This is a genomic window from Nocardiopsis aegyptia, assembly GCF_013410755.1.
Classification (GTDB): Bacteria; Actinomycetota; Actinomycetes; order Streptosporangiales; family Streptosporangiaceae; genus Nocardiopsis; species Nocardiopsis aegyptia.
Window position 1 is genome coordinate 151652 of the sequence record NZ_JACCFS010000001.1, and the last position, 19032, is coordinate 170683.

Annotated in this window: 15 protein-coding genes and 1 pseudogene; 5 read left to right on the forward strand and 11 right to left on the reverse strand. The window is 74.5% G+C overall.

What is annotated here, in order from left to right; genetic code table 11:
* The first annotated feature begins 209 nt into the window (after positions 1-209).
* Complete coding sequence (locus HNR10_RS00680) at positions 210-2474, forward strand: DUF6351 family protein (protein WP_179819988.1); 2265 nt, start codon at positions 210-212, stop codon at positions 2472-2474.
* Between the two features lie 19 nt (positions 2475-2493).
* On the opposite strand, the gene HNR10_RS00685 is transcribed toward HNR10_RS00680, so the two are convergent.
* Positions 2494-3045: an ArsR/SmtB family transcription factor gene (locus HNR10_RS00685; protein WP_179819989.1), complete on the reverse strand. Its 552-nt coding sequence runs from the start codon at positions 3043-3045 to the stop codon at positions 2494-2496.
* A gap of 73 nt (positions 3046-3118) precedes the next feature.
* On the opposite strand from HNR10_RS00685, the gene HNR10_RS00690 reads away from it, so the two are divergent.
* Together HNR10_RS00690 and HNR10_RS00695 are read left to right on the forward strand one after the other, a co-directional pair.
* The gene (locus HNR10_RS00690) at positions 3119-4399 is read left to right on the forward strand and encodes an MFS transporter (protein WP_179819991.1); all 1281 of its coding nucleotides are present in this window, start codon (positions 3119-3121) and stop codon (positions 4397-4399) included.
* A gap of 42 nt (positions 4400-4441) precedes the next feature.
* Positions 4442-5221: a phosphotransferase gene (locus tag HNR10_RS00695; RefSeq protein WP_179819993.1), complete on the forward strand. Its 780-nt coding sequence runs from the start codon at positions 4442-4444 to the stop codon at positions 5219-5221.
* 100 nt (positions 5222-5321) lie between these two features.
* Here HNR10_RS00695 and HNR10_RS00700 read toward each other — a convergent pair whose 3' ends face one another.
* Positions 5322-6023 (reverse strand): class I SAM-dependent DNA methyltransferase, encoded by a 702-nt coding sequence (locus HNR10_RS00700; RefSeq protein WP_179819995.1) that lies wholly within the window; start codon positions 6021-6023, stop codon positions 5322-5324.
* Between the two features lie 462 nt (positions 6024-6485).
* On the opposite strand from HNR10_RS00700, the gene erm reads away from it, so the two are divergent.
* A complete protein-coding gene (gene erm, locus HNR10_RS00705; RefSeq protein WP_179819996.1) occupies positions 6486-7280 on the forward strand; it encodes an ErmE/ErmH/ErmO/ErmR family 23S rRNA (adenine(2058)-N(6))-methyltransferase in 795 nt (264 codons plus the stop codon).
* Between the two features lie 91 nt (positions 7281-7371).
* Here erm and HNR10_RS00710 read toward each other — a convergent pair whose 3' ends face one another.
* Positions 7372-8622 carry an RNA-guided endonuclease InsQ/TnpB family protein gene (locus HNR10_RS00710; RefSeq protein ID WP_179819998.1) on the reverse strand — a complete coding sequence of 417 codons (1251 nt, stop codon included), beginning with the start codon at positions 8620-8622 and terminating at the stop codon, positions 7372-7374.
* 326 nt (positions 8623-8948) lie between these two features.
* Between HNR10_RS00710 and HNR10_RS32105 the strand changes: the two are divergent.
* Positions 8949-9278 (forward strand): annotated as a pseudogene (locus HNR10_RS32105) (Uma2 family endonuclease); the annotation flags it as partial.
* Positions 9279-9287: 9 nt separating this feature from the next.
* Here HNR10_RS32105 and treZ read toward each other — a convergent pair.
* The 8 genes from treZ to treY all read right to left on the reverse strand — a co-directional run bounded on the left by treZ (position 9288) and on the right by treY (position 19012).
* On the reverse strand, positions 9288-11069 hold the full coding sequence (gene treZ / locus HNR10_RS00720) for a malto-oligosyltrehalose trehalohydrolase (protein ID WP_179820002.1): 1782 nt from the start codon (positions 11067-11069) through the stop codon (positions 9288-9290).
* 73 nt (positions 11070-11142) lie between these two features.
* On the reverse strand, positions 11143-11910 hold the full coding sequence (locus HNR10_RS00725) for an ABC transporter permease (protein WP_179820004.1): 768 nt from the start codon (positions 11908-11910) through the stop codon (positions 11143-11145).
* A gap of 3 nt (positions 11911-11913) precedes the next feature.
* On the reverse strand, positions 11914-12669 hold the full coding sequence (locus HNR10_RS00730) for an ABC transporter permease (RefSeq protein WP_179820005.1): 756 nt from the start codon (positions 12667-12669) through the stop codon (positions 11914-11916).
* Positions 12666-13571, reverse strand: coding sequence for an ABC transporter ATP-binding protein (locus HNR10_RS00735; RefSeq protein ID WP_179820007.1), 906 nt, complete (start codon positions 13569-13571; stop codon positions 12666-12668). The genes HNR10_RS00730 and HNR10_RS00735 overlap by 4 nt, the downstream gene beginning before the upstream one ends.
* 87 nt (positions 13572-13658) lie before the next feature.
* Complete coding sequence (locus HNR10_RS00740; RefSeq protein WP_246406532.1) at positions 13659-14297, reverse strand: response regulator; 639 nt, start codon at positions 14295-14297, stop codon at positions 13659-13661.
* A 32-nt stretch (positions 14298-14329) separates the two neighbouring features.
* Positions 14330-15577, reverse strand: a complete 1248-nt coding sequence (locus tag HNR10_RS00745) for a sensor histidine kinase (RefSeq protein WP_179820010.1) — start codon at positions 15575-15577, stop codon at positions 14330-14332.
* 91 nt (positions 15578-15668) lie between these two features.
* The gene (locus HNR10_RS00750; protein ID WP_179820012.1) at positions 15669-16547 is read right to left on the reverse strand and encodes a putative RNA methyltransferase; all 879 of its coding nucleotides are present in this window, start codon (positions 16545-16547) and stop codon (positions 15669-15671) included.
* Positions 16548-16585: 38 nt separating this feature from the next.
* Positions 16586-19012: a malto-oligosyltrehalose synthase gene (gene treY, locus HNR10_RS00755; RefSeq protein ID WP_179820014.1), complete on the reverse strand. Its 2427-nt coding sequence runs from the start codon at positions 19010-19012 to the stop codon at positions 16586-16588.
* Between the last annotated feature and the right edge of the window lie 20 nt (positions 19013-19032).

A 19032-nucleotide genomic window follows, 5' to 3' on the forward strand; every position in this document is an offset into this window, starting at 1 on the left:
GCGAAGGGCGGGGGACGCCGGCCCGCCCCCGCCCGGGTTCGATTCGTCCTGTTCCGGGGTATCGCTCCCCCTATGGGAGCGCCATACCCGCGACATCCACGGGCTCGACGGGACGCCGTCGGCCTCCTCGCGGACACCGTCGGCCCGCACGCGTGTGAACACCACCGCCGCGAGCACGCCATCGCCCGCTCCCCCGCCCCGGGCCGCCCGTGCTGAGCCGTCGCGGCGCGCGGGTCCTGCTCGGCGCCGGTGCGGCCGCGCTGGCCGCCCTCTTCACGGTCTCCGGCGCGCCCCTGGCCGGACTGCCCGCCGTCATCGCCTCCGCGCTGCCTCCCTCCGCCGCGCCCGCGATCCTGCCCGCGTCGTGGTCCCAGGCCCCGGAGGCCGACCCGGAGCGGGCCCGCCCGCTCACCGTCGAGGTGCTCTCCTCGCGCCCGGACACCGTGACGGCCGGTACCGCGCTGGTGCGGGTGGCCCTGCCCGCCTCGGTCGAACCGCACCTGGTGCGGTTGGCCGCCGACGGCGCCGACGTCACCGGGGACCTGCGCACGGTGGTGCTCGGCGACGGCGGGCTCGCGCTGGAGGGCGTGGTCACCGGTCTGCCCGTGGGCGGCTCCGCGCTCGTGGCGTCGGTGCGCGGCTCCGACCTCTCGGCACGGCTCCAGGTCACCGGCCACCCCGCCGCCGGACCGGTGTTCTCCGGCCCGCACCAGGAGCCGTTCGTGTGCGACACCGACGGATTCGCGCTGCACGGCGGCGGGACGCTGGGACCGCCGCTGGACGCGGACTGCTCGGCGGAGAGCGTGGTCAGGTACATGTACCGGACCACCGGCGGAGCGTGGGAGGAGCTGCCCGATCGGGACCGTGTGCCCGCCGACGCGGCGGAGACCACCGTCTCCACGGGACGGACGGTCCCCTACACCGTGCGGGTGGAGACGGGCACGGCCAACCGGGCGATCTACGAGACGGCCATGCTGTACACACCGGGCGAGCGGAGCCCCGACCCCTGGCACCGGCACGCGGGCTGGAACGGCCGGCTCGTGTTCAGGTTCGGCGGCGGGTGCGCGGGCGGCTGGTACGTCCAGGGCCGCTCCACCGCCGGCGTCCTGGACCCCGGCATGCTCGGCCGGGGGTACGCGGTCGCCTCCTCCTCCCTGAACGTGTTCGGCCACAACTGCAACGACCTGCTGGCCGCGGAGAGCGCCGCCGCGGTCAAGGAGCGCTTCGTCCTCTCCTACGGGGCGCCCGACGCGACCCTGGGCTGGGGGAACTCCGGCGGCGCCTACCAGGCGCACCAGATCGCCGACAACCACCCGGGGCTGCTGGACGGGATCGTGGTCGCCCAGAGCTTCCCGGACGTGGTCTCGTCCGTGGTCCCGGCGGTGGCCGACGCCCGCCTGCTGCGCGCCTACGCGCGGGCCCACCCCGACGCACTCACGCGCGAGCGGCAGACGGCGGTGTCGGGGTTCGGGCACTGGGCGAACATCGAGCGCATGGCCGACTCGGCCGTGCGCCTGGACCCCGCGGGCGCGTGCCCCGACCGGCTGCCGGAGCGGGAGCGCTACCACCCCGAGGACGACCCCGACGGCGCCCGCTGCGAACTGTTCGCGCACACGGCCAACGTCTACGGCACCGATCCGGACACCGGTCTGCCACGGCGCCCGCTGGACAACGTCGGCGTCCAGTACGGCCTGGGCGCCCTGCTGGACGGCACACTGGACGTGGACGCGTTCCTGCACCTGAACGAGCACATCGGGGGCCTGGACGAGGACGGCCGTGTGGTCGGCGAGCGGATGCGGGCCGATCCCGGGGCGGTCGCCGCCGCCTACCGGACCGGGCGGGTGCTGCACGGGGGCGGCGGGCTGGCCGACGTCCCCGTGGTGGACTACCGCGCCTACCAGGACGACACCCCGGGCGGGGACATCCACCAGCGCTTCCACTCCTTCTCCACGCGGGCGCGGATGGTCGCGACCAACGGCCACGCCGACAACCACGTGATGCTGGTGGAGTCGCGCGAGCGCGGGCGCTTCTCCGCCTCCGCGCCGGTCGCCGGGCGGGCCCTGGCCGAACTCGACGTGTGGGTGGACGGCATCCGCGAGCGGGAGGCCGCACACCCCGGACGGCCGCGGGCGGAGCACGTGCGCGCGGCCCGGCCGGAGTGGCTGGTGGACTCGTGCTGGACGGGAGGGCCGGCGGCCGAGCGCGTGGTGGCCGGGCAGCGGCCCCTGACCGGGGGCGATCCCTGCTCGGACGCCTTCCCGGTGCACACGTCGCCCCGGACGGTGGCGGGCGCGCCGCTGTCCTCCGACGTCCTGGCGTGCCGGCTGCGGCCCTTCGACGCCACCGAGCACCCGGCCGACTTCGACGAGCGGCAGGCCGAGCGCGCCGCCGAGGTCTTCGCCGACGGGGTGTGCGACTACTCCGTCCCCGGGCGCGGACAGCAGGAGCCGGCCGGGACCTGGCTGCGCCTCTGAGACGGCTCGGGGCGGGGGCTCAGTCGGCGGGGCGGTGCAGGATGAAGGCGCCGCCGTACAGGGGGCGGTCCCGGCGCTGGTGGTCGGTGGCCACGTACTCGTCCAGGACGGCGAGGATACGGCGGTCGAGCTCGGCGACCTCCTCGTCCGACAGGTGCAGGGCGAAGCGCGCGAAGGCGCGTACCGACCGGGGTCCGGCCTCGGCCAACTCCTGCTGGAAGGCGCTCACGGGGGCCGTACCGTCGGCGTCGCCGGGCGGGCTGGAGCCGTCCAGCCACCAGGACTCGCCCGTGGCCCGGTAGGGCTTCTCCAGCGCACCGCCGGCACCGGTGCGCACGGGCTCGGCGACGAGCAGGCCCGCGGCCACGAGCTGCCGTACGTGGTACAGGACGGTGCCGGGCGTGGTGTCGAGCCGGTCGGCGAGTTCGCGGTTGGTGAGCTCGCGGTGCAGGCACAGGCGCAGGATGCGCACCCGCAGCGGGTGGGCCAGGGCCTTGGCCTCGCGGACGGTGGCCGGGCGCCGCCGGCGCGGCCCCGGGACGGCGGTGCCCTGCTCTTCCTCGTCGCTCATGGTCGCCAGCGTAACAACCATCGGGTTTCCTTGATCGATTGAGTTTTCTCAATCGATCTGTCATCGTCGATCCATGTTCTCCTCCCCCCAGTCCGACGAGTCCGACGACGGCCCCGACACCGCCACGACCGCCTCCCTGGGCGGCCGTTTCTGGCGGTTGTGGGGTGCCTCCGCGCTGTCCAACCTGGCCGACGGCGTGCTCAAGGTCGCCCTGCCGCTGGCCGCGCTGCGCTTCACCGACTCCCCGACCCTGATCGCGGGCGTGACCTTCGCGCTCACCGTCCCCTGGCTGCTGTGCGCCCTGCCCGCGGGAGCCCTCGCCGACCGGGTCGACCGGCGTGCGGCCATGCTCGGCGCCAACATCGCCCGCGGCCTCGCGCTCACCGTGCTGGCGCTGGTGCTGGCGTCGGGAGCGGCCTCGATCTGGACGCTGTACGCGGTGGCACTGTGCGTGGGCGTGGCCGAGACCGTCTACGACACCGCCGCGCAGTCGATCCTGCCGCAGGTGGTGCCGCGCCGCCGACTCTCGGCCGCCAATGGGCGCCTGCACGCCGCGGAGCTGACCGCGCAGCAGTTCGTCGGCCCGCCGCTGGGCGGTCTGCTCGTGGCGCTGGGCCTGGTCGCCGCGTTCGCCGCGCCGGCCGGTCTGTGGCTGGCGGCGCTGGGCGTCCTGGTGACCGTGGGCGGACGCTACCGGGTCGCGCGGGCGGCGCCGGCGCCGCTGCGGACCGACATCGCCGAGGGCCTGCGGTTCCTGTGGGATCACCGCCTGCTGCGCACCCTCGCGGTCATGGTGGGCGTGTCCAACTTCGCGACCAACGCGGCGTTCGCCGTGCTGGTGCTGTACGCGGTCGGCCCGGACTCGGCCCTGGGCCTGACCGAGCCTGGCTACGGGCTGCTGATGACCGCCACGGCCGTGGGCAGCCTGCTCGGCGCGCTGGGCGCCGACCGGGTCGAGCGGCTCCTCGGCCGTGCGCGGGCGCTGTGGCTGACCGTCCCGACCTTCGCCCTCCTGGTCGGCGTGCCCGGGCTGAGCACGAACCCGTACACGGTGGCGGCCGGCCTCCTGGTCGGTGGCGTCGGGATCGCGGTGTGGAACGTCATCACGGTGTCGCTGCGCCAGCGGGCCGTCCCCGCCGCCCTGCTCGGCCGGGTCAACAGCGCCTACCGGCTGCTGGCGTGGGGGACCATGCCGCTGGGCGCGGCCGCGGGCGGGCTCCTCGCCCAGCTCCTGGGCGTGCGCGCGGTGTTCGCGGTGATGGCGCTGCTGGTCCTGACGCTGCTCGTGCCGATGGCGCGGCTCGACCGCGCTTCGCTGGAGGAGGACGGCGGGGCCGGGGACGGCTGCCGTTAATCGGGTGGACGCCGGCACGCGCGGCCCCGGAGCATGGGGCGCATGACGGACCTGTGGCCCTCGGGGCCGGACGAGACACCGCTGACGGGCGGCAACGTGGCCGCGGAGGTCGTGCGGGCGGGCGCGACCGTGCGCAAGCCCTGGCTCCGGTCCTCGCGGTCGGTGCTGGACCTGCTGCGGTACCTGGAGCGCCGGGGTTTCGGGGGCGCCCCGGCCGGGCTGGGGCGGGACGAGCGCGGTCGGCAGGTGCTGGCGTACGCGCCGGGGACGATGGCCGACCGGATGGCGCCGATGACGGCGGTCGAACTGGGCCGGGTCGGTGCGATGATCCGCCGCCTGCACGACCTGACCGCCGAGTACCGTCCCCCGGCCGACGCGGTGTGGGACGTGTGGCTGCCGCCGCTGCGCGAGGAGGTCGTGTGCCACCACGACCTCGCGCCCTGGAACCTGGTCCGCGACGGCGACCGCTGGGTCTTCGTCGACTGGGACGGCGCCGCCCCGGGCTCGCGGATGGAGGATCTGGGCTACGCCGCGCACGGCTTCGTCCCCCTGCACGCGGACGGGGACCCGCGGGCCGACGCCCGCCGCCTGCGCGCGCTGGCCGACGGGTACGGCTGTGACGGCGCCCAGCGGCGGGAGCTGCCCGACGCGGTCCTGTACCGGGTGCGCGGCATGTTCCACACCCTGGAGGAGGGGGCGCGCGCGGGCGTGCAGCCGTGGGCCCGGCTGCACGCGGAGGGGCACGCCGAGCACTGGGGCCCGGCGGCCGACTACGTCGAGCGGCACCGCGACGTGTGGCTTGCGGCCCTGACCTCCCCCTGAGGCCGTCACCGGAACGCGAGGCGGGGCCGTCACAGGAGCGCGGTAGGGGCGGGACGTGCGGGCGGGGCGGGACGCGCCGGCGGGGCGGGAACCGGGCCGGTCAGGCCGGGAGTTCCCACACCAGGGCCGCGGAGATGGGATGGCCGCGGAAGCGTTCCCACGTGGGCTTGGCGGCGACCCAGTCGTCGTCCACCGTGGCCTCCGACAGCTCCGCCAGCCGCCACCCGGCGGCCATGGCCGCGCGCACGTGGTCGCTGAGCAGGTGCACGTGGGTCGCGATGGCCACGTCCTCCCCGGAGTCGTCGGTGAAGTGCGTGGGCATGCCCGACACCATCATGAACTGCGGGTGGTAGGCGACCAGGGCGAAGGTCCCGCCCGGGGCGGCCAGGCGCCCGGCCTCGGCGTAGAGGGGGCCCAGGTCGGGCAGGTGCTCGTCGATCAGTGAGGCGATCACCAGGTCGTAGGCGCCCTCGGGCAGGCCGCTCGCGCGCACGTCGCCCTGGGTGAGGCTGTCGTGCGCGCCGCGCTCCCCGGCCAGCTTCAGCATGCCGGCGCTGAGGTCGACGCCGTCCACGTGCGCCGCGCCCCGGCCGCGCAGCCAGGCGCCCGTGCGCCCGGTGCCGCAGCCCAGGTCGGCGGCGCGCCGGACGGCGGCCCAGTCGGGGCGGGTGAGGCCGTCCAACAGCGCCAGGTCCATGGCGTCCAGGACGGAGTCCTCGTAGGTGCTCGACCAGCCGTCGTAGCCGGTGGCCACGTCGACGGTGCGGTAGTGGCGGGTGTCGAAGTCCGCGAAGTTCGGCATGGTCGCGAGTATGGCGCGGTCACGACCGCGGACGCGAGTCGTTTTCGACCGCCGCCACGAGGGGGCGGCCCCGGTTCCGGCCGACGGAAAACCCGTTGCCCGCCCGTCGGCGGCTCTCCTACGGTGGGCCGCATGTGCTGCTTCTGCGCGTTGGCGAACCGGGCCGCGGCCTGGTTCCCGAGCGCCTCCACCCTCGTCGCCCGCCCCTGGTCCGCCTCCCTGGACCGGTAGGGCACCGCCTCCGCGCGCGCACCGCGCCCGGAGTGCCCCTTCGAGGCCGCCGCCTCCGCCCCCCGCCCGGGGCCGGCCGAGGCGTGCCCGTGTGCGTTCCGGTCCAGGCACCGCCTGTCCACCTTCCCCAGGACGGGCCGCCCGGACCCCTCTTCGGTGTGCGCACAGCGCTGCGCCCGTACCGGGCGACCGTCCGTGTCGGCCACCCCGTGGCCGGATCGGACCGTACCAGTGGCACGTACAGCACGCCCGCGACGCACCTCCGCCGGAGACACCCGGCGCCGTCTGTCCCAGAACTTCCTCGCCGATCCCGGTACCGCCCGCCGCGTGGTGCGCCTGGCCGGGATCGGGCCCGACGACCTGGTGGTCGAGGTCGGCCCCGGCGACGGCGCGCTCACCCGCTTCCTCGTCCCCGCGGCCGGCCGGGTGACCGCCTACGAACTCGACCCGCGCCTGGCCGACCGCCTGGCCGCGCGCTACCGCGACCGGCCGCTGCGGGTGGTGTGCGCCGACTTCACCCGGGCGCGCCCACCGCGCGGCCGCTTCGCAGTGGTGGGCAACATCCCCTACGCCCGCACCGCCGACATCGTGCGGTGGTGCCTGGCCGCTCCGGGCCTGACCCGGGCCACGCTGGTGACGCAACTGGAGTACGCGCGCAAACGCACCGGCGCCTACGGGCGCTGGAGCCGCTTGACGGTGCTGACGTGGCCGGAGTGGTCCTGGTCGCTGGCGGGGCGGATCGACCGCGGCCGGTTCCGGCCGGTGCCCCATGTGGACTCCGGGATCCTCGTGCTCCAACGGCGCGCGCGGCCCCTCGTGGCTCCGGAGCGCGGTCCTGCCTACCGGCGCCTGGTGGATCTGGGGTTCGGCGGCGTGGGCGGGTCGTTGGGCGCCTCGCTGCGCCGGGCGCATCCCGCCCGCCGGGTGGCGGCGGCGCTGCGCGCGGCGCGGGTCCCGCCGCACGCCCCCGTGGGGGCGGTCTCCCCCGACCAGTGGCTGACCGTGTTCCACACGCTCGACGGGTGACCGACCCCGACGTTCTCCGAACCCTGTTCGGCGCGCTCCTCGTAACTCCACGGGACCGCGGGCTCTCGTACTCCTGGACTGCTGATGTGGTTCAGTCAACTACCTGTGGCTGAAGCCACAGGCTTGCGGGTAGGGTCCCACCTGGGTGGTAGGAGGCCTCCCGCGTCCAACCCCGCTCGAGGGGGGGGGTAGGGGCGGCTGACAGGCGCCCCGCGTTCCACACAACCTCGCCTCTGCGGGCGAGGTTGCGGGAAGCATTGGTATCGGCGTGCAACACCACACCACAGGCGGTGCAGGAGAACACGGCCCGGGAAGGCCGGTTGCGCCGACTGGTGTGGTCGCACTCCGAACAGGACTGGGAGGAGTAGGCCGGGTCCACGACCACGACCGGGACTCCAGCCCTGCGTGCTTTGTAGGTGATGAAGTCCCGCAGCTGGGCGAAACCCCACGAATGCAAAGTGGAACGTTGGTGTTTGGCCTGCCGTACCCGGCCACGGATGCCCTTCAAATCCTCCAGGGCGATGCCGTGGCCGGTGCGTTCGGCCCGCTCCACGATGCTCTTCGAAATCCGGTGGTTGACATCCCGCGCCCGCCGGGCCTCCCGGCGGCGCAGGCGCTTGAGCACCCGCTTGGCGCTCTTGGTGTTCTTCCTCTGCAGTTTCGCCCGCAACCGGTTCTGCCGCCTGCGGTACCGGTTCAGCCCACGGCCCGCGAACCTGTCGCCGGTGGAGGTGGTGGCGATCTCCACGATCCCCAGATCCACCCCCACGAACCCGGCCGGGTCGGTGTTCAGCGGCTTCTCGGGCACCTCACACGTCGCGGAAAGAAACCACACCCCGTCCAGGCACAGCAGGTCGCTCTCGCCCTGGCGGTGTTCGGCCAGCATCGTGAGCTGGTCGGGTGAGCCGGTGAAGGCCAGGTCCTTCATCCGGCCCCGGGTGGTCCAGATCGACACGGTGCGGGCGTCCAGTTGCCAGGACAGGCACCGCGCGTCGAAGGGCTGGGCGGCGTCGGGGCGGAACCTGATCGGCGTGGACTCGGTGCGTGCCCGCCGTTTGGACCCCTGGCGGCCCAGCAGACCGTTGCGCAGGTGGGTGGTGCGGGTGGTGTAGGCGTCGGCGACTTTGCCGACCACCCGCACCGCGGGCTGCGCCGACAGCCCGAACTCGGCCTTCAGAGTCGTGTAGACGCGCTTTTGGAGGGCGTACTTGTGGGTGGTACCGGTGTCGAACGCTACCTGGGAGGCGGCGCTCGCGGCCCGGTTGCAGGCGTCAAGGGTCGCCTGGAGCGCCTGCGCCTGTTCCGGCGAGGGCAGCAGCTTGATCCGGACGACCACCTTCATGATCGAACACACTAGCGAAACCAGGCGCCGAGGCAGGGCCGAACCGAAGAATCCGCCAGAAGAAACCAGTGGCTCCCTACCCGGCCTGCGAGTGAGACGATTCCTCCCGGGCGTGAACGCCCGGGCTTCCTCGCCGAACATTGGTGAACTCCTCCTTCGCGCCTACACCGAAGGACACGTCCGGGCAGGCATCACCGTCCGACCCGTGGCCAGCACCGACGCCGCCCAGGGAGAACCGTGACAGACCACCACCCGCCACAGGCCGCCGAACCGCAGATCAGCCCCGAGCTGTTCGAGGAGATCGCCCACATCGCGGCCCGCAAGGACGTCCACCGGGTGTACTCGCGCCCAGGGAACACTTCCGGGGATCTTCCGAGTGGGCCGAACCGGACGGGGTTCTCGCCGTCGTCGAAGTCACCTCCCGCGACGCTGACACCCACACCCGCGACCGCGTCGAGAAACCCGCCGCGTACGCGGCGACCGGTATCGGCGTCTACCTGCTGGTGGACCGGGACGCCAACGCCGTGGTGGTCCACTCCCGACCGGCGGGAGGCCGCTACCTGGACCGGTCGGAGCACCCCTACGGCGAGGCCGTGCCGGTCCCGGGGGTCGGGATCGTCCTGGACACCGACGCCCTCAAGGACTTCGCCCGCTGAGCGGCCCGCTCACAGGCGCAGGACGGCGAAGCACTCCCCCGGCAGGACGACCTGCGTGCCGCGCACGCGGGGGCGCCCGTTGGCGAACACGAGTTCGCGGGGCGGGGCGTCGAGTTCGATCTCGGCGTCGACGGGGTCCAGGTTGCAGACCACCCGCAGGCCGCCGCGGACCAGGACGAGCCGGCGGCCGTCACCGCTCGCCACGACCTCGAACCGGTCCAGGCGGGGGTCGGCCAGCTCGGGTTCGTCGCGCCGCAGGGCGATGAGCGAGCGGTAGGTCTCCAGGAGCAGGGCGTGGTGCTTGTGGTCGCGCTGCTCCCAGTCCAGGACGGCGGAGTCGCGGGTCGCGGGGTCCATCGGGTCGGGGATGTCCTCCTCTGCCCACCCCAGGGCGGCGAACTCGCGTCGGCGGCCCCGCCGCACCCCCTCCACCAGGTCGGCGTCGGTGAAGGAGGCGAAGAAGGGCCATGGGGTGGTGGCGCCCCACTCCTCGCCCATGAAGAGCATGGGAGTGAAGGGCGAGCACAGGAGCAGCGCCGCTCCGCAGGCCAGCAGGGTGGGCGAGAGGTGCTCGCCCATGCGGTCGCCGCGCGCGCGGTTGCCGATCTGGTCGTGGTTGCTCAGGTAGCCGAGGAAGCGGTGGCCGGGGACGCGGGCGGTGTCCACGGGGGCTCCGTGGGTGCGGCGGCGGAAGGAGGAGTAGGTGCCCGCGTGCCAGAAGGCGCGGGTCAGCGTGGTGGGCAGCGCCTCGGGGTCCTCGAAGTCGGCGTAGTAGCCGTGGGTCTCGCCGGTGAGCGCCACGTGCAGGGCGTGGTGGAGGTCGTCGGACCACTGCGCGGTCATCCCGAGGCCGCCCGCCTCGCGCGGCAGGACGGTACGGGGGTCGTTGCGGTCGGACTCGGCGATCAGTGCCAGCGGTCGGCCCAGGGCGGTGGACAGCGCGTCGACCTCGTCGGCGAGCGCGGCGAGCAGCGGTGTGGCGCGGTCGTCGCGCAGCGCGTGGACGGCGTCCAGGCGCAGTCCGTCCAGGTGGAAGTGGCGCAGCCAGTCGAGGGCGCCGTCCAGGACGTGGCGGCGCACGGGGTCGGAGTCGGGGCCGTCCAGGTTGAGCGAGGGACCCCAGGCGTTCTCCCCGGAGAAGTAGGGGCCGAAGCGGGGCAGGTAGGCGCCGGAGGGGCCCAGGTGGTTGTAGACGGCGTCGAGCAGAACGGCCAGGCCGCGGGCGTGGGCGGCGTCGACGAAGGCCTTGAGGGCGTCGGGGCCGCCGTAGGGCTCGTGCACGGCCGACCACAGCACGCCGTCGTAGCCCCAGCCGTGCGTGCCGTCGAAGGCGTTGAGCGGCAGGAGTTCGACGTGGGTGACGCCGAGGTCGGCCAGGTGGTCCAGCCGTTCGATGGCGGCCCACAGGTCGCCCTCGGGGGTGAAGGTGCCCACGTGCAGTTCGTAGACCACCCCGCCCGGCAGGGCCCGGCCGGTCCAGGCGGTGTCGGTCCAGGTGTGCGCGGCGTGGTCGTAGACGCGGCTCGCGGCGTGGACGCCCTGCGGCTGCCACAGCGAGCGCGGGTCGGGCAAAGGTCGCGGGTCCTCGTCCAGGAGGTAGGCGTAGTCGGTGCCGGACCCGGCGGTGTCGACGGTGGCGCGCCACCAGCCGTCGTCGCCGCGCCGCATGCGGTGGTCGGCGCCGTCGGCGCGCAGGGTGACGCGGACGGCGTGGGGCGCCCAGACGGCGAAGTCGCCGTCCACGCCCCGTCCGGGCGTCGCGGTGGTGGAAACGGTCTCCTGTTCGCTCACGGAGGGTGATCTACCCCGGCCCCGCGGCCTTCACGCCGAACCGTGGCGACCGCGGCCGGCCCGTCCGCGGTGATCATGCCCGGATGTCGCGCCGGTCGATGACGGCGACCGTGGCGGCCACGATGATGACCGTCATCACCGCGGACGTGAGCGCGAGGAACAGCACGCTCTCGGCGGAGAGCGCGGCGGCGTCGAAGGCCGTGGCCTCCCCGGAGACCAGGACTGTGCCGAGCTGGGTGGCCCGGGTGGCGAGGCCGTAGGGGAGCACGGACGCCGCGTCGGCGCCGGTCATGAGCAGCGTGGTCGACAGCCCCGTGAGGACGAACGCGACGGCGACCGGGGCGGCGAACGAGCGCAGCAGGGCCGACAGGCCTGACTGGAGGGCGGCCACCGGCACACAGGCGACGATGACGACCAGGCTGCTCGCCCAGTACCCGGCCGGAAGCGTGCCCGCGAGCCCCAAGGCGAGCGTGCCCAGGACGATCACGGTGGCCACGAGGACCGCCTGCATGGCCGCGGCGAGGACGGAGACCGCTACGGTCTTGGCGATCACCACCTGTGCCGTGGGCACGGGCCGGCCCATGAGCGCGTTCCAGTTGCCGCCGGTGTGCTCGACCCGCCAGACGAGCGAGGCCAGGAGGGCGATACCGACCGGCAGCAGCGCCATGCCGTGGAAACCGATCGACCTGATCCAGAGCGTGTGCCAGCCGTCGGCGAGGGCACCGCCTTCCGTGAGGCCGGCCATCGCACCCGCCAGCGCCGCGATGACGGGCAGGAGCACGACGACGGCCCAGCTCATCGAGCGCCGGAGCTTGAGGAACTCGGCGCGGAGGGATCCCATGGTTCAGGCCTCCCTGCGGTCGAAGCGGGCGGTGGTCGCCAGGAACAACCCGCCGCCGACGATCGCGAGGGCGAGGACACTGGCGTAGGGGATGTCGAGGTGGACGAGTTCGGTGCCGACGTAGTCCGCGGGCGTGATGAGCGCGTAGTAGCCCCAGGGCGTCAGGTGGGAGGCCCAGGCGGGGAGCGCGGCGCCGAACGTGCCCAGGAGGAGTCCGAGGACTCCGGCACCGAGGCAGACGAGCTGGTTCTCGACCCGGGCGGAGAGCAGGAGGTGGAACGCCAGGACGGCGAGGTGGACCACGGCCGCCGAGGCGGTGTAGCCGAGCCAGCGCCCGAGCGGAACCGGCGCCTGCGCACCGGCCGCCAGGCCGAAGGCGACCGCGAGCAGGCCGGCCGCGACGGTGGCGCACACGACGAGCGAGCCCACGGCGAGGAACTTCGCGCGGCAGAGCCGTCCCGGGGTGACTCCGGAGACGGCCGAGAGGATCCAGCCGTTGCCGCGGTGCTCCATCTCCACCTGGCGGCCGGCCAGGACCGCCAGCAGGACCGGCGGGACGAGCGTCGTCGCAAATCCGAGGTTGCCGAGGACCGTCCGCCACACATGGCCGTCCGGGGCCCGCGTGTCGGCGGCGGCGATCGTCGACACCGAGGAGAACACGGTCAGTCCGACCACGCCGATGAGCAACAGCCCCAGGAACCACCCGTGCCGCAGGCGGCGCATCTTGGCGAACTCGTTGGCCACGGTCGCCGCGTTCACAGGCCGCCGCCCTCGGTGAGGTCCATGAACACGTCCTCCAGCGACTGCTCCTCGCGGCGCACGCCGTGGACGCCGATGCCCTGGCCGACCAGGGCGGCGACGGCGTCGGCGGTGGCGTGGTCGCCCAGGCCGGGCAGACGGACCGTCCCGCCGTCGAGGGCGCCGTCGAACTCGCGGCCGAGCACCTCGTGCGCCCCGCGCGGATCCGTGCAGTCGATGAGGACGTCGGGGGTGGAGGCGGCCAGCAGCTCGTGCCGCGTGCCCTGGAAGATCATCCGGCCCCGGGACAGGATGCCGAGCACGGTGGCGGTCCGGTCGATCTCGCCGAGCAGGTGGCTGGAGACCATGACCGTGACGCCGCCGTCGGTGAGGCGGCGCAGCAGGCCGCGGATCTCCTCGATGCCGGCGGGGTCGAGTCCGTTGGTCGGCTCGTCCAGGACCAGCAGCCGCGGTTGGCGGGCCAGCGCCATCGCGATCCCGAGGCGCTGGCGCATGCCCAGGGAGTAGTCGCGCACCCGCTTGTCCATCTGGTCGTGCAGGCGCACGGTCCGCACGGCGAGGTCGACCGGCCGGTCGTCCAGCGCGAGCAGGCGCGCGACGATCCGCATGTTCTCCCGACCGGTGAGATGCGCGTACCCGGGCGGGGACTCGATGAGCGAGCCGATACCGCCCAGGAGCTCGCGTCGGGTGTTCCGGTTCATGGGCCGGCCCATGATCCGCACCTCGCCCTCACTGGGACGGATCAGGGACAGCAGCATCTTCAACGTGGTGGACTTGCCCGACCCGTTGGGGCCGAGGAACCCGTAGACGCACCCTTCTGGGACGCGCAGGTCCAGGTCCCGCACGACGGCGTGGCCGCCGTACCTCTTGGTCAGCTTCTCGGTGGCGACGATCAGGGACATGCCGTCCACTGTCGCGGAATCGCGGGCGCACGTCGTCTGCCCACAGGCCTATCTCCGCGTATGCGAAACGCGTACGCAGCGGCGCGGTCAGTCCCGGCCGACCTCGACCACGCCGGTCTCATAGGCGAGGACGACGGCCTGCACCCTGTCGCGCAGACCGAGTTTGGCCAGGATGCGGCTGACGTGGACGCGGACGGTCCCCTCGGCGATGACCAGTGCCGCGGCGATCTCCGCGTTGGACCTCCCCCGCGCGACCAGCCGCAGGACCTCGTGTTCCCGAGCGGTCAGCCGCGCGAGCATCGCCGCCGCCTCGCGCGCCCGCGGCTCCTCCGGCGCGGGCGGGAGGGCGGCGAAGCGGTCCAGGAGCCGCCGGGTCGTGCTCGGCGCCACGACCGCGTCACCCAGCCGGACGTGGGTGATGGCGGCGGCCAGTTCCTCGAAGGGGGCGTCCTTGAGCAGGAACCCGCTCGCCCCGGCGCGGATCGCGTCGTAGGCGTACTCGTCCAGGTCGAAGGTGGTGAGGACGAGCACGCGAGGCCCGCCCTCGGCGCGGATGCGGCGGGTCGCCTCGACGCCGTCCATCCGCGGCATCCGCACGTCCATGAGCACGACGTCCGCCGCCACGGAGCGGAGCAGTTCGACGGCGGTGTCGCCGTCGTCCGCCTCGGCGACCACGTCGAACTCCGGCCGGGACTCCAGCACCATGCGGAATCCCATCCGGTACATCTCCTGGTCGTCGACCAGCACGATCCGAATCGTCAACGCCCACTCCCGGTCGGAACCACGGCGACGACCTCGAACCCGCCGCCGGGCCGCCCGCCCGCACGCACGGTACCGCCGCACGCGGCGACCCGCTCGCGCATGCCCACGAGTCCGTGCCCTCCCGGGGACGCGTCGGCACCCGCGTCCCCGCGGCCGTCGTCGGTGACGCGCACCTCGACTTCGGAGTCCCGGTAGCGCAGGACGACCTCGGCACGGCTCAGCGCCGGACCGGCGTGCCCGCGGACGTTGGTCAGCGCCTCCTGCACCACGCGGTACACGGCCAGGTCCGGGCCCGGCGCGAGCGGTACCGGGTCGCCCTCGACGGTCAGTGCGACCGGGAGTCCGGCGGCGCGGGAGTCCTCGACCAGGCGCTCCAGCCGAGCGGTCCCCGGCTGCGGGGACAGCTCCCCCGGCTCGTCGTCACGCAGGATGTGGAGCATCCGCCGCATCTCCGCCATCGCCGTCCGCCCGGTGTCGCGGACCCTGACCATCGCCTCCCGCGCCCGTTCGGGCTCGGTGCTGGCCTTCGTCGACGCGCCGTCCGCGACGACCACCATCACGCCCAGGCTGTGGGCGACGATGTCGTGGAGCTCCCGGGCGATCCGCGCCCGCTCCCGCGCCGCGACGATCCTGGCCTGCACCTCCCGTTCGCGTTCCAGTTGGCGGGCCCTGTCCTGGAGTCCGGCGATGTGGGCGCGGCGGACCCGGACGAGGGTGCCCCACGTCCACGCCCAGGCGATGACCAGGACGAGCGCGACCACCGCGTCGATCGTCATGTGCCCGGCGCGCAGCATCGGCGCCGCCGCCAGGGGAAGCCACGCGGCCACCAGGACGGCGGCCGGGACGCTGACGGTCCACCGGAACCGGGTCGCCATGTGGTGGACCGTGAACACGAGCACGAGGTCGGCGAACAGCAGGGTGCTGCCCCCGGCGACGAGGACCTGCGCGCACGCCGCCAGGAGCATGGCGCCGAAGACCGTGAACGGGGACCGGCGCCGGAGCGGGTAGAGCCCGCAGAGCAGGACCGAGATGGCGAGCTGGGCGAGGAAGACCGGCCGACCGTCCGGTGACGTGAAGGGGCCGATCACGAACAGGTTGTAGGTGAAGACCACGGCGACCACGACGGCGTCGACGAGTCGCGCGTGCTCACGCAGCCAACGGCCCGGAGGCCCCGCCGCGCCGACGTCCGCACCGCCGCCCGCGTCGGTGCTCGCCGCGCCGTCCGGCTGCTGGTGACCGCTCATGCCGCCCCAGGGTAGCGGCGCGGGTGCGGGACGGCCCCCGCCCGGGACGGCGCTCGGCACGGCCCTCCCCGCCCCGGGCGGCTCCCGTGGGTCAGCGGGGGCGGTAGGTGTGCAGGCGGACCGAGGCGGTGACCGTGACGGGGGCGGGCAGCGCGGCGATCCGTTCGCGCAGGTCCGCGGGGGTGATGTGGCGGGCGCTGGGGCCCATGCCGACCACGGTGGCCGCGTCGTCGTGGGTGAGCTCCATGGTGAAGCGCAGCGGCCGGGCCCCCTCCGGGGCAAAGTCGCCGTGCAGGGACTCGGCGAGGCGCTCGTCCTTGCGCGGGTCCACCTCCAGCAGGCCCAGGGGCGACCGGAGTTCGGCCAGGTGGTCGGTGTCGGGTGTGACGACGACCAGGAGGCCGTCCGTGCGCAGCACGCGCCGGAACTCGGCGGCGTTGCGCGGCGCGAACACGTTGAGCAGGGCGTCGACCGACCCGGTGCGCAGCGGCAGCGGCCGCCAGGTGTCGGCGGTGACGGCTCCGCCCCGCTCGTGGGCGCGGGCGGCCCTGCGGACGGCGAACTTGGACACGTCCAGGGTGATCCCGGCGGCGTCGGGCCGGGCGTAGAGCACCTGGGTGAGGTAGTGGCCGGTGCCGCCGCCGACGTCCGCGACCAGGGGCGCCGGGACCGTCCCCGCGAGGGCCTCGGCCAGGGCGCGGCCGAGGGGGTCGTAGTGCCCGGCGTCCTGGAAGCGCACGCGGTCGGCGACCATCTCCCTGGTGTCGCCGGTGCCCGGCGGAGTGGCGCCGGTGAGCAGGCTCGCGTAGCCCTCCCGGGCGATGTCGAAGGCGTGGCCCCGGCCACAGGACAGCCCCCTCGCCCCGCGGGCGAGCCCGTCGCCGCAGACGGGGCACGCCAGCGCCGCCGCGACACGTTCGGGCATGCGCAGCCGGGGGCCGGTGTGGTGTGTGGTGTTCTCTCGCGCCATGATCGCGCCCAGCCTAGCCGGGGCGGCGCCCGTGCCGGTCACTCCCGCACCAGCACGGCCACCGGGTAGCGGTCGAGCAGGTCCGCGAGGCCGGCGAGGGTGAGGCCGTCGGCGGTGGCGGGTGCCAGGGCGCGCCCGGTGAGCCGGTCGGTCCACACGCCCGGGCCCGAGGGCAGGGCGAGCGAGGTCCCACCCCACCCGCCGGCCCCGGAGAGCGCGATCGGCAGCCGGGTGGCGACCACCGCCAGGTCGGGGCGGGCGGCGCCGCGCGAGGTGCGGGCGAAGGTCAGAGCGTGCCGGGCGGCCGGTCCGGTGGCGGTGAGCGGCAGGTAGCCGCCCGGTTCGAGTTCGCGGCGCACGCGCAGGCAGGTGCGGACGAGGTGGAGCTTGGCGGCACCGGTGGCGTCCACGGGCGGGCGCCACCCCGACTCGATCCGTTCCAGCAGCGCGGTCCGCGCCGCCCAGTCGACGGGGCGGCGGTTGTCGGGGTCCACCAGCGACAGGTCCCACAGTTCGGTCCCCTGGTAGACGTCGGGCACGCCCGGGCCCAGCAGCTGGACGGCCTTCTGGCCCAGCGCGTTGCTCCATCCGGGCCCCTGCAGCGACTCGGCCAGCGCGGCGACCTCGGCGCGCAGGTCGGTGTCGGCCATCACCTGGCCGGGCCAGTCCCGTACGTGCTCCTCGAAGCCGGTGTCGGGGTTGGTCCACGACGTGCCCAACCGCGCCTCGCGGGCCGCCTTGAGCAGGTACTCGGCGAGCCGGTCGGTCCCGATGGGCCAGGCGCCGACGAGGGTCTGCCAGCCGAGCAGGTTCAGCGCGGGTTCGGGCAGCGGCCGGCGCCCGGTCCAGCGGCGGACGGCGTCGGCGAAGTCCTCGGCGACCTCGGAGAGGGCGGCCAGCCGGGCCCGCACGTCCTCCGAGCGCTTGGTGTCGTGGGTGGACAGGGTGGTCATGGTGTGCGGACGGGCCGCGGCGCGCCGGGCGGCGGCCGTGTGCAGCTCGGCGGGCTCCACGGCGAACCGGCCGAGGTCGCCGCCGACCTCGTTGAGGGCGACGAAGCGGGTGGCGCGGTAGAACGCGGTGTTCTCCGTGCCCATGGCCACGACCATCCCGCTGGTCTGCTGGATGCGCCGCGCTGCCTCGCCCCGGGGGTCGTCGCGCACGCGGCGGTCGATGACCTCCAGGTCGAAGGCGAGGTCGGGCCGCCGGTCGATGGCGCGGCGCACCGCACGCGTCCAGGCGTCGCCCTGTTCGGGCAGGTAGGAGCGGTAGACGTCGAAGGCGCACAGCAGCTCGGCGACCGCCTCCTCGCGCTGGCGGGCGGCCATGGCCGAGGGCCGCGGGGTCGTGGCGGGCGGTTGTGCGGGGAGCAGGGCGGCGATGCGGCGGACCTCGGCGCGCAGCAGCTCGGTCGCGGCCTGGCGGCGGGCGCGGTCGTCGGCCGTTCCGGGGTCGGTCTCGACCCCCTGCTCGCGGGCCAGCCCGGTCAGGGCGGGTTCGCCGCCGGGGTCGGTGAAGACCCCGCAGATCTCGCGCAGGGCGTCGTAGCCGGTGGTGCCCGCCACGGGCCAGGACTGGGGCAGGTCCTCGTCGGGTGCGAGGATCTTCTCCACCACGATCCACCCGGGGAAGCACTCGGCGAGGCGGCGCAGGTAGCCCCCGGGGTCGGTGAGCCCGTCGACGTGGTCCACCCGCAGGCCGTCGAGCCGGCCGAGTTCGGCCCAGCGCAGGATCTCGGCGTGGGTGGCGTCGAACACACCCGGGTCCTCCACGCGGACGGCGGCCAGCTCGTTGACGTCGAAGAACCGGCGGTAGGTCAGCTCGGAGTCCCCGCGCCGCCAGGAGACCAGGCGGTAGTGCTGGCGCTCGTGCGCCCGATGGACCGGCGCGCCGGGCTCGTGGGTGCCCGGCGCCAGCGGGTAGCGCTTGTCGTGGTAGACGAGGCAGCCGTCGGTGACGGCGAGGTCGTCCAGCGCGGCCCGGCCGCCGTCGCCGTCGTCGGCCAGGACCGGCACCAGGATCGGCCCGCGGTCGAAGTCGATGTCGAAGCAGCGCGCGAAGACCGACGCACGGCCGTGTTCGAGCACGTCCCACCACCAGGGGTTGGCGGCGGGCTGGGCCACGGACACGTGGTTGGGCACGATGTCGGCGACCACGCCCAGGCCGAGCCCGTGCGCCTTGTCGGCCAGGGCGGCGCGGGCGGTCCCACCGCCCAGGACGGGCGCGACCCGGGTGGGATCGACCACGTCGTAGCCGTGCGAGGACCCGGGCGCCGCGGTGAGCACCGGGGAGAGGTAGACGGCGCCCACACCGAGCCGTTGCAGGTAGTCGAGCTGGTCAGTGGCGTCGTCCAGGGTGAACCTGGGGCCCAGTTGGAGGCGGTAGGTTGACGTCGGAGCGGTGTCCGCGGACGTGTCGTCGGTGCTCTTCACGGATGATCCGTGCCCGTCCCGCCCGCGTGTCATGCATGCCACCGCACGGTCGG

Coding starts and splice junctions, on each gene's coding strand:
- HNR10_RS00685 (WP_179819989.1), bottom strand. CDS start 3,045: ATGAGCGACGAGGAAGAGCAGGGCACCGCCGTCCCGGGGCCGCGCCGG.
- HNR10_RS00690 (WP_179819991.1), top strand. CDS start 3,119: ATGTTCTCCTCCCCCCAGTCCGACGAGTCCGACGACGGCCCCGACACC.
- HNR10_RS00695 (WP_179819993.1), top strand. CDS start 4,442: ATGACGGACCTGTGGCCCTCGGGGCCGGACGAGACACCGCTGACGGGC.
- HNR10_RS00700 (WP_179819995.1), bottom strand. CDS start 6,023: ATGCCGAACTTCGCGGACTTCGACACCCGCCACTACCGCACCGTCGAC.
- HNR10_RS00710 (WP_179819998.1), bottom strand. CDS start 8,622: ATGAAGGTGGTCGTCCGGATCAAGCTGCTGCCCTCGCCGGAACAGGCG.
- HNR10_RS00725 (WP_179820004.1), bottom strand. CDS start 11,910: ATGGGATCCCTCCGCGCCGAGTTCCTCAAGCTCCGGCGCTCGATGAGC.
- HNR10_RS00735 (WP_179820007.1), bottom strand. CDS start 13,571: ATGTCCCTGATCGTCGCCACCGAGAAGCTGACCAAGAGGTACGGCGGC.
- HNR10_RS00740 (WP_246406532.1), bottom strand. CDS start 14,297: ATGTACCGGATGGGATTCCGCATGGTGCTGGAGTCCCGGCCGGAGTTC.
- HNR10_RS00745 (WP_179820010.1), bottom strand. CDS start 15,577: ATGAGCGGTCACCAGCAGCCGGACGGCGCGGCGAGCACCGACGCGGGC.
- HNR10_RS00750 (WP_179820012.1), bottom strand. CDS start 16,547: ATGGCGCGAGAGAACACCACACACCACACCGGCCCCCGGCTGCGCATG.
- treY (WP_179820014.1), bottom strand. CDS start 19,012: ATGACACGCGGGCGGGACGGGCACGGATCATCCGTGAAGAGCACCGAC.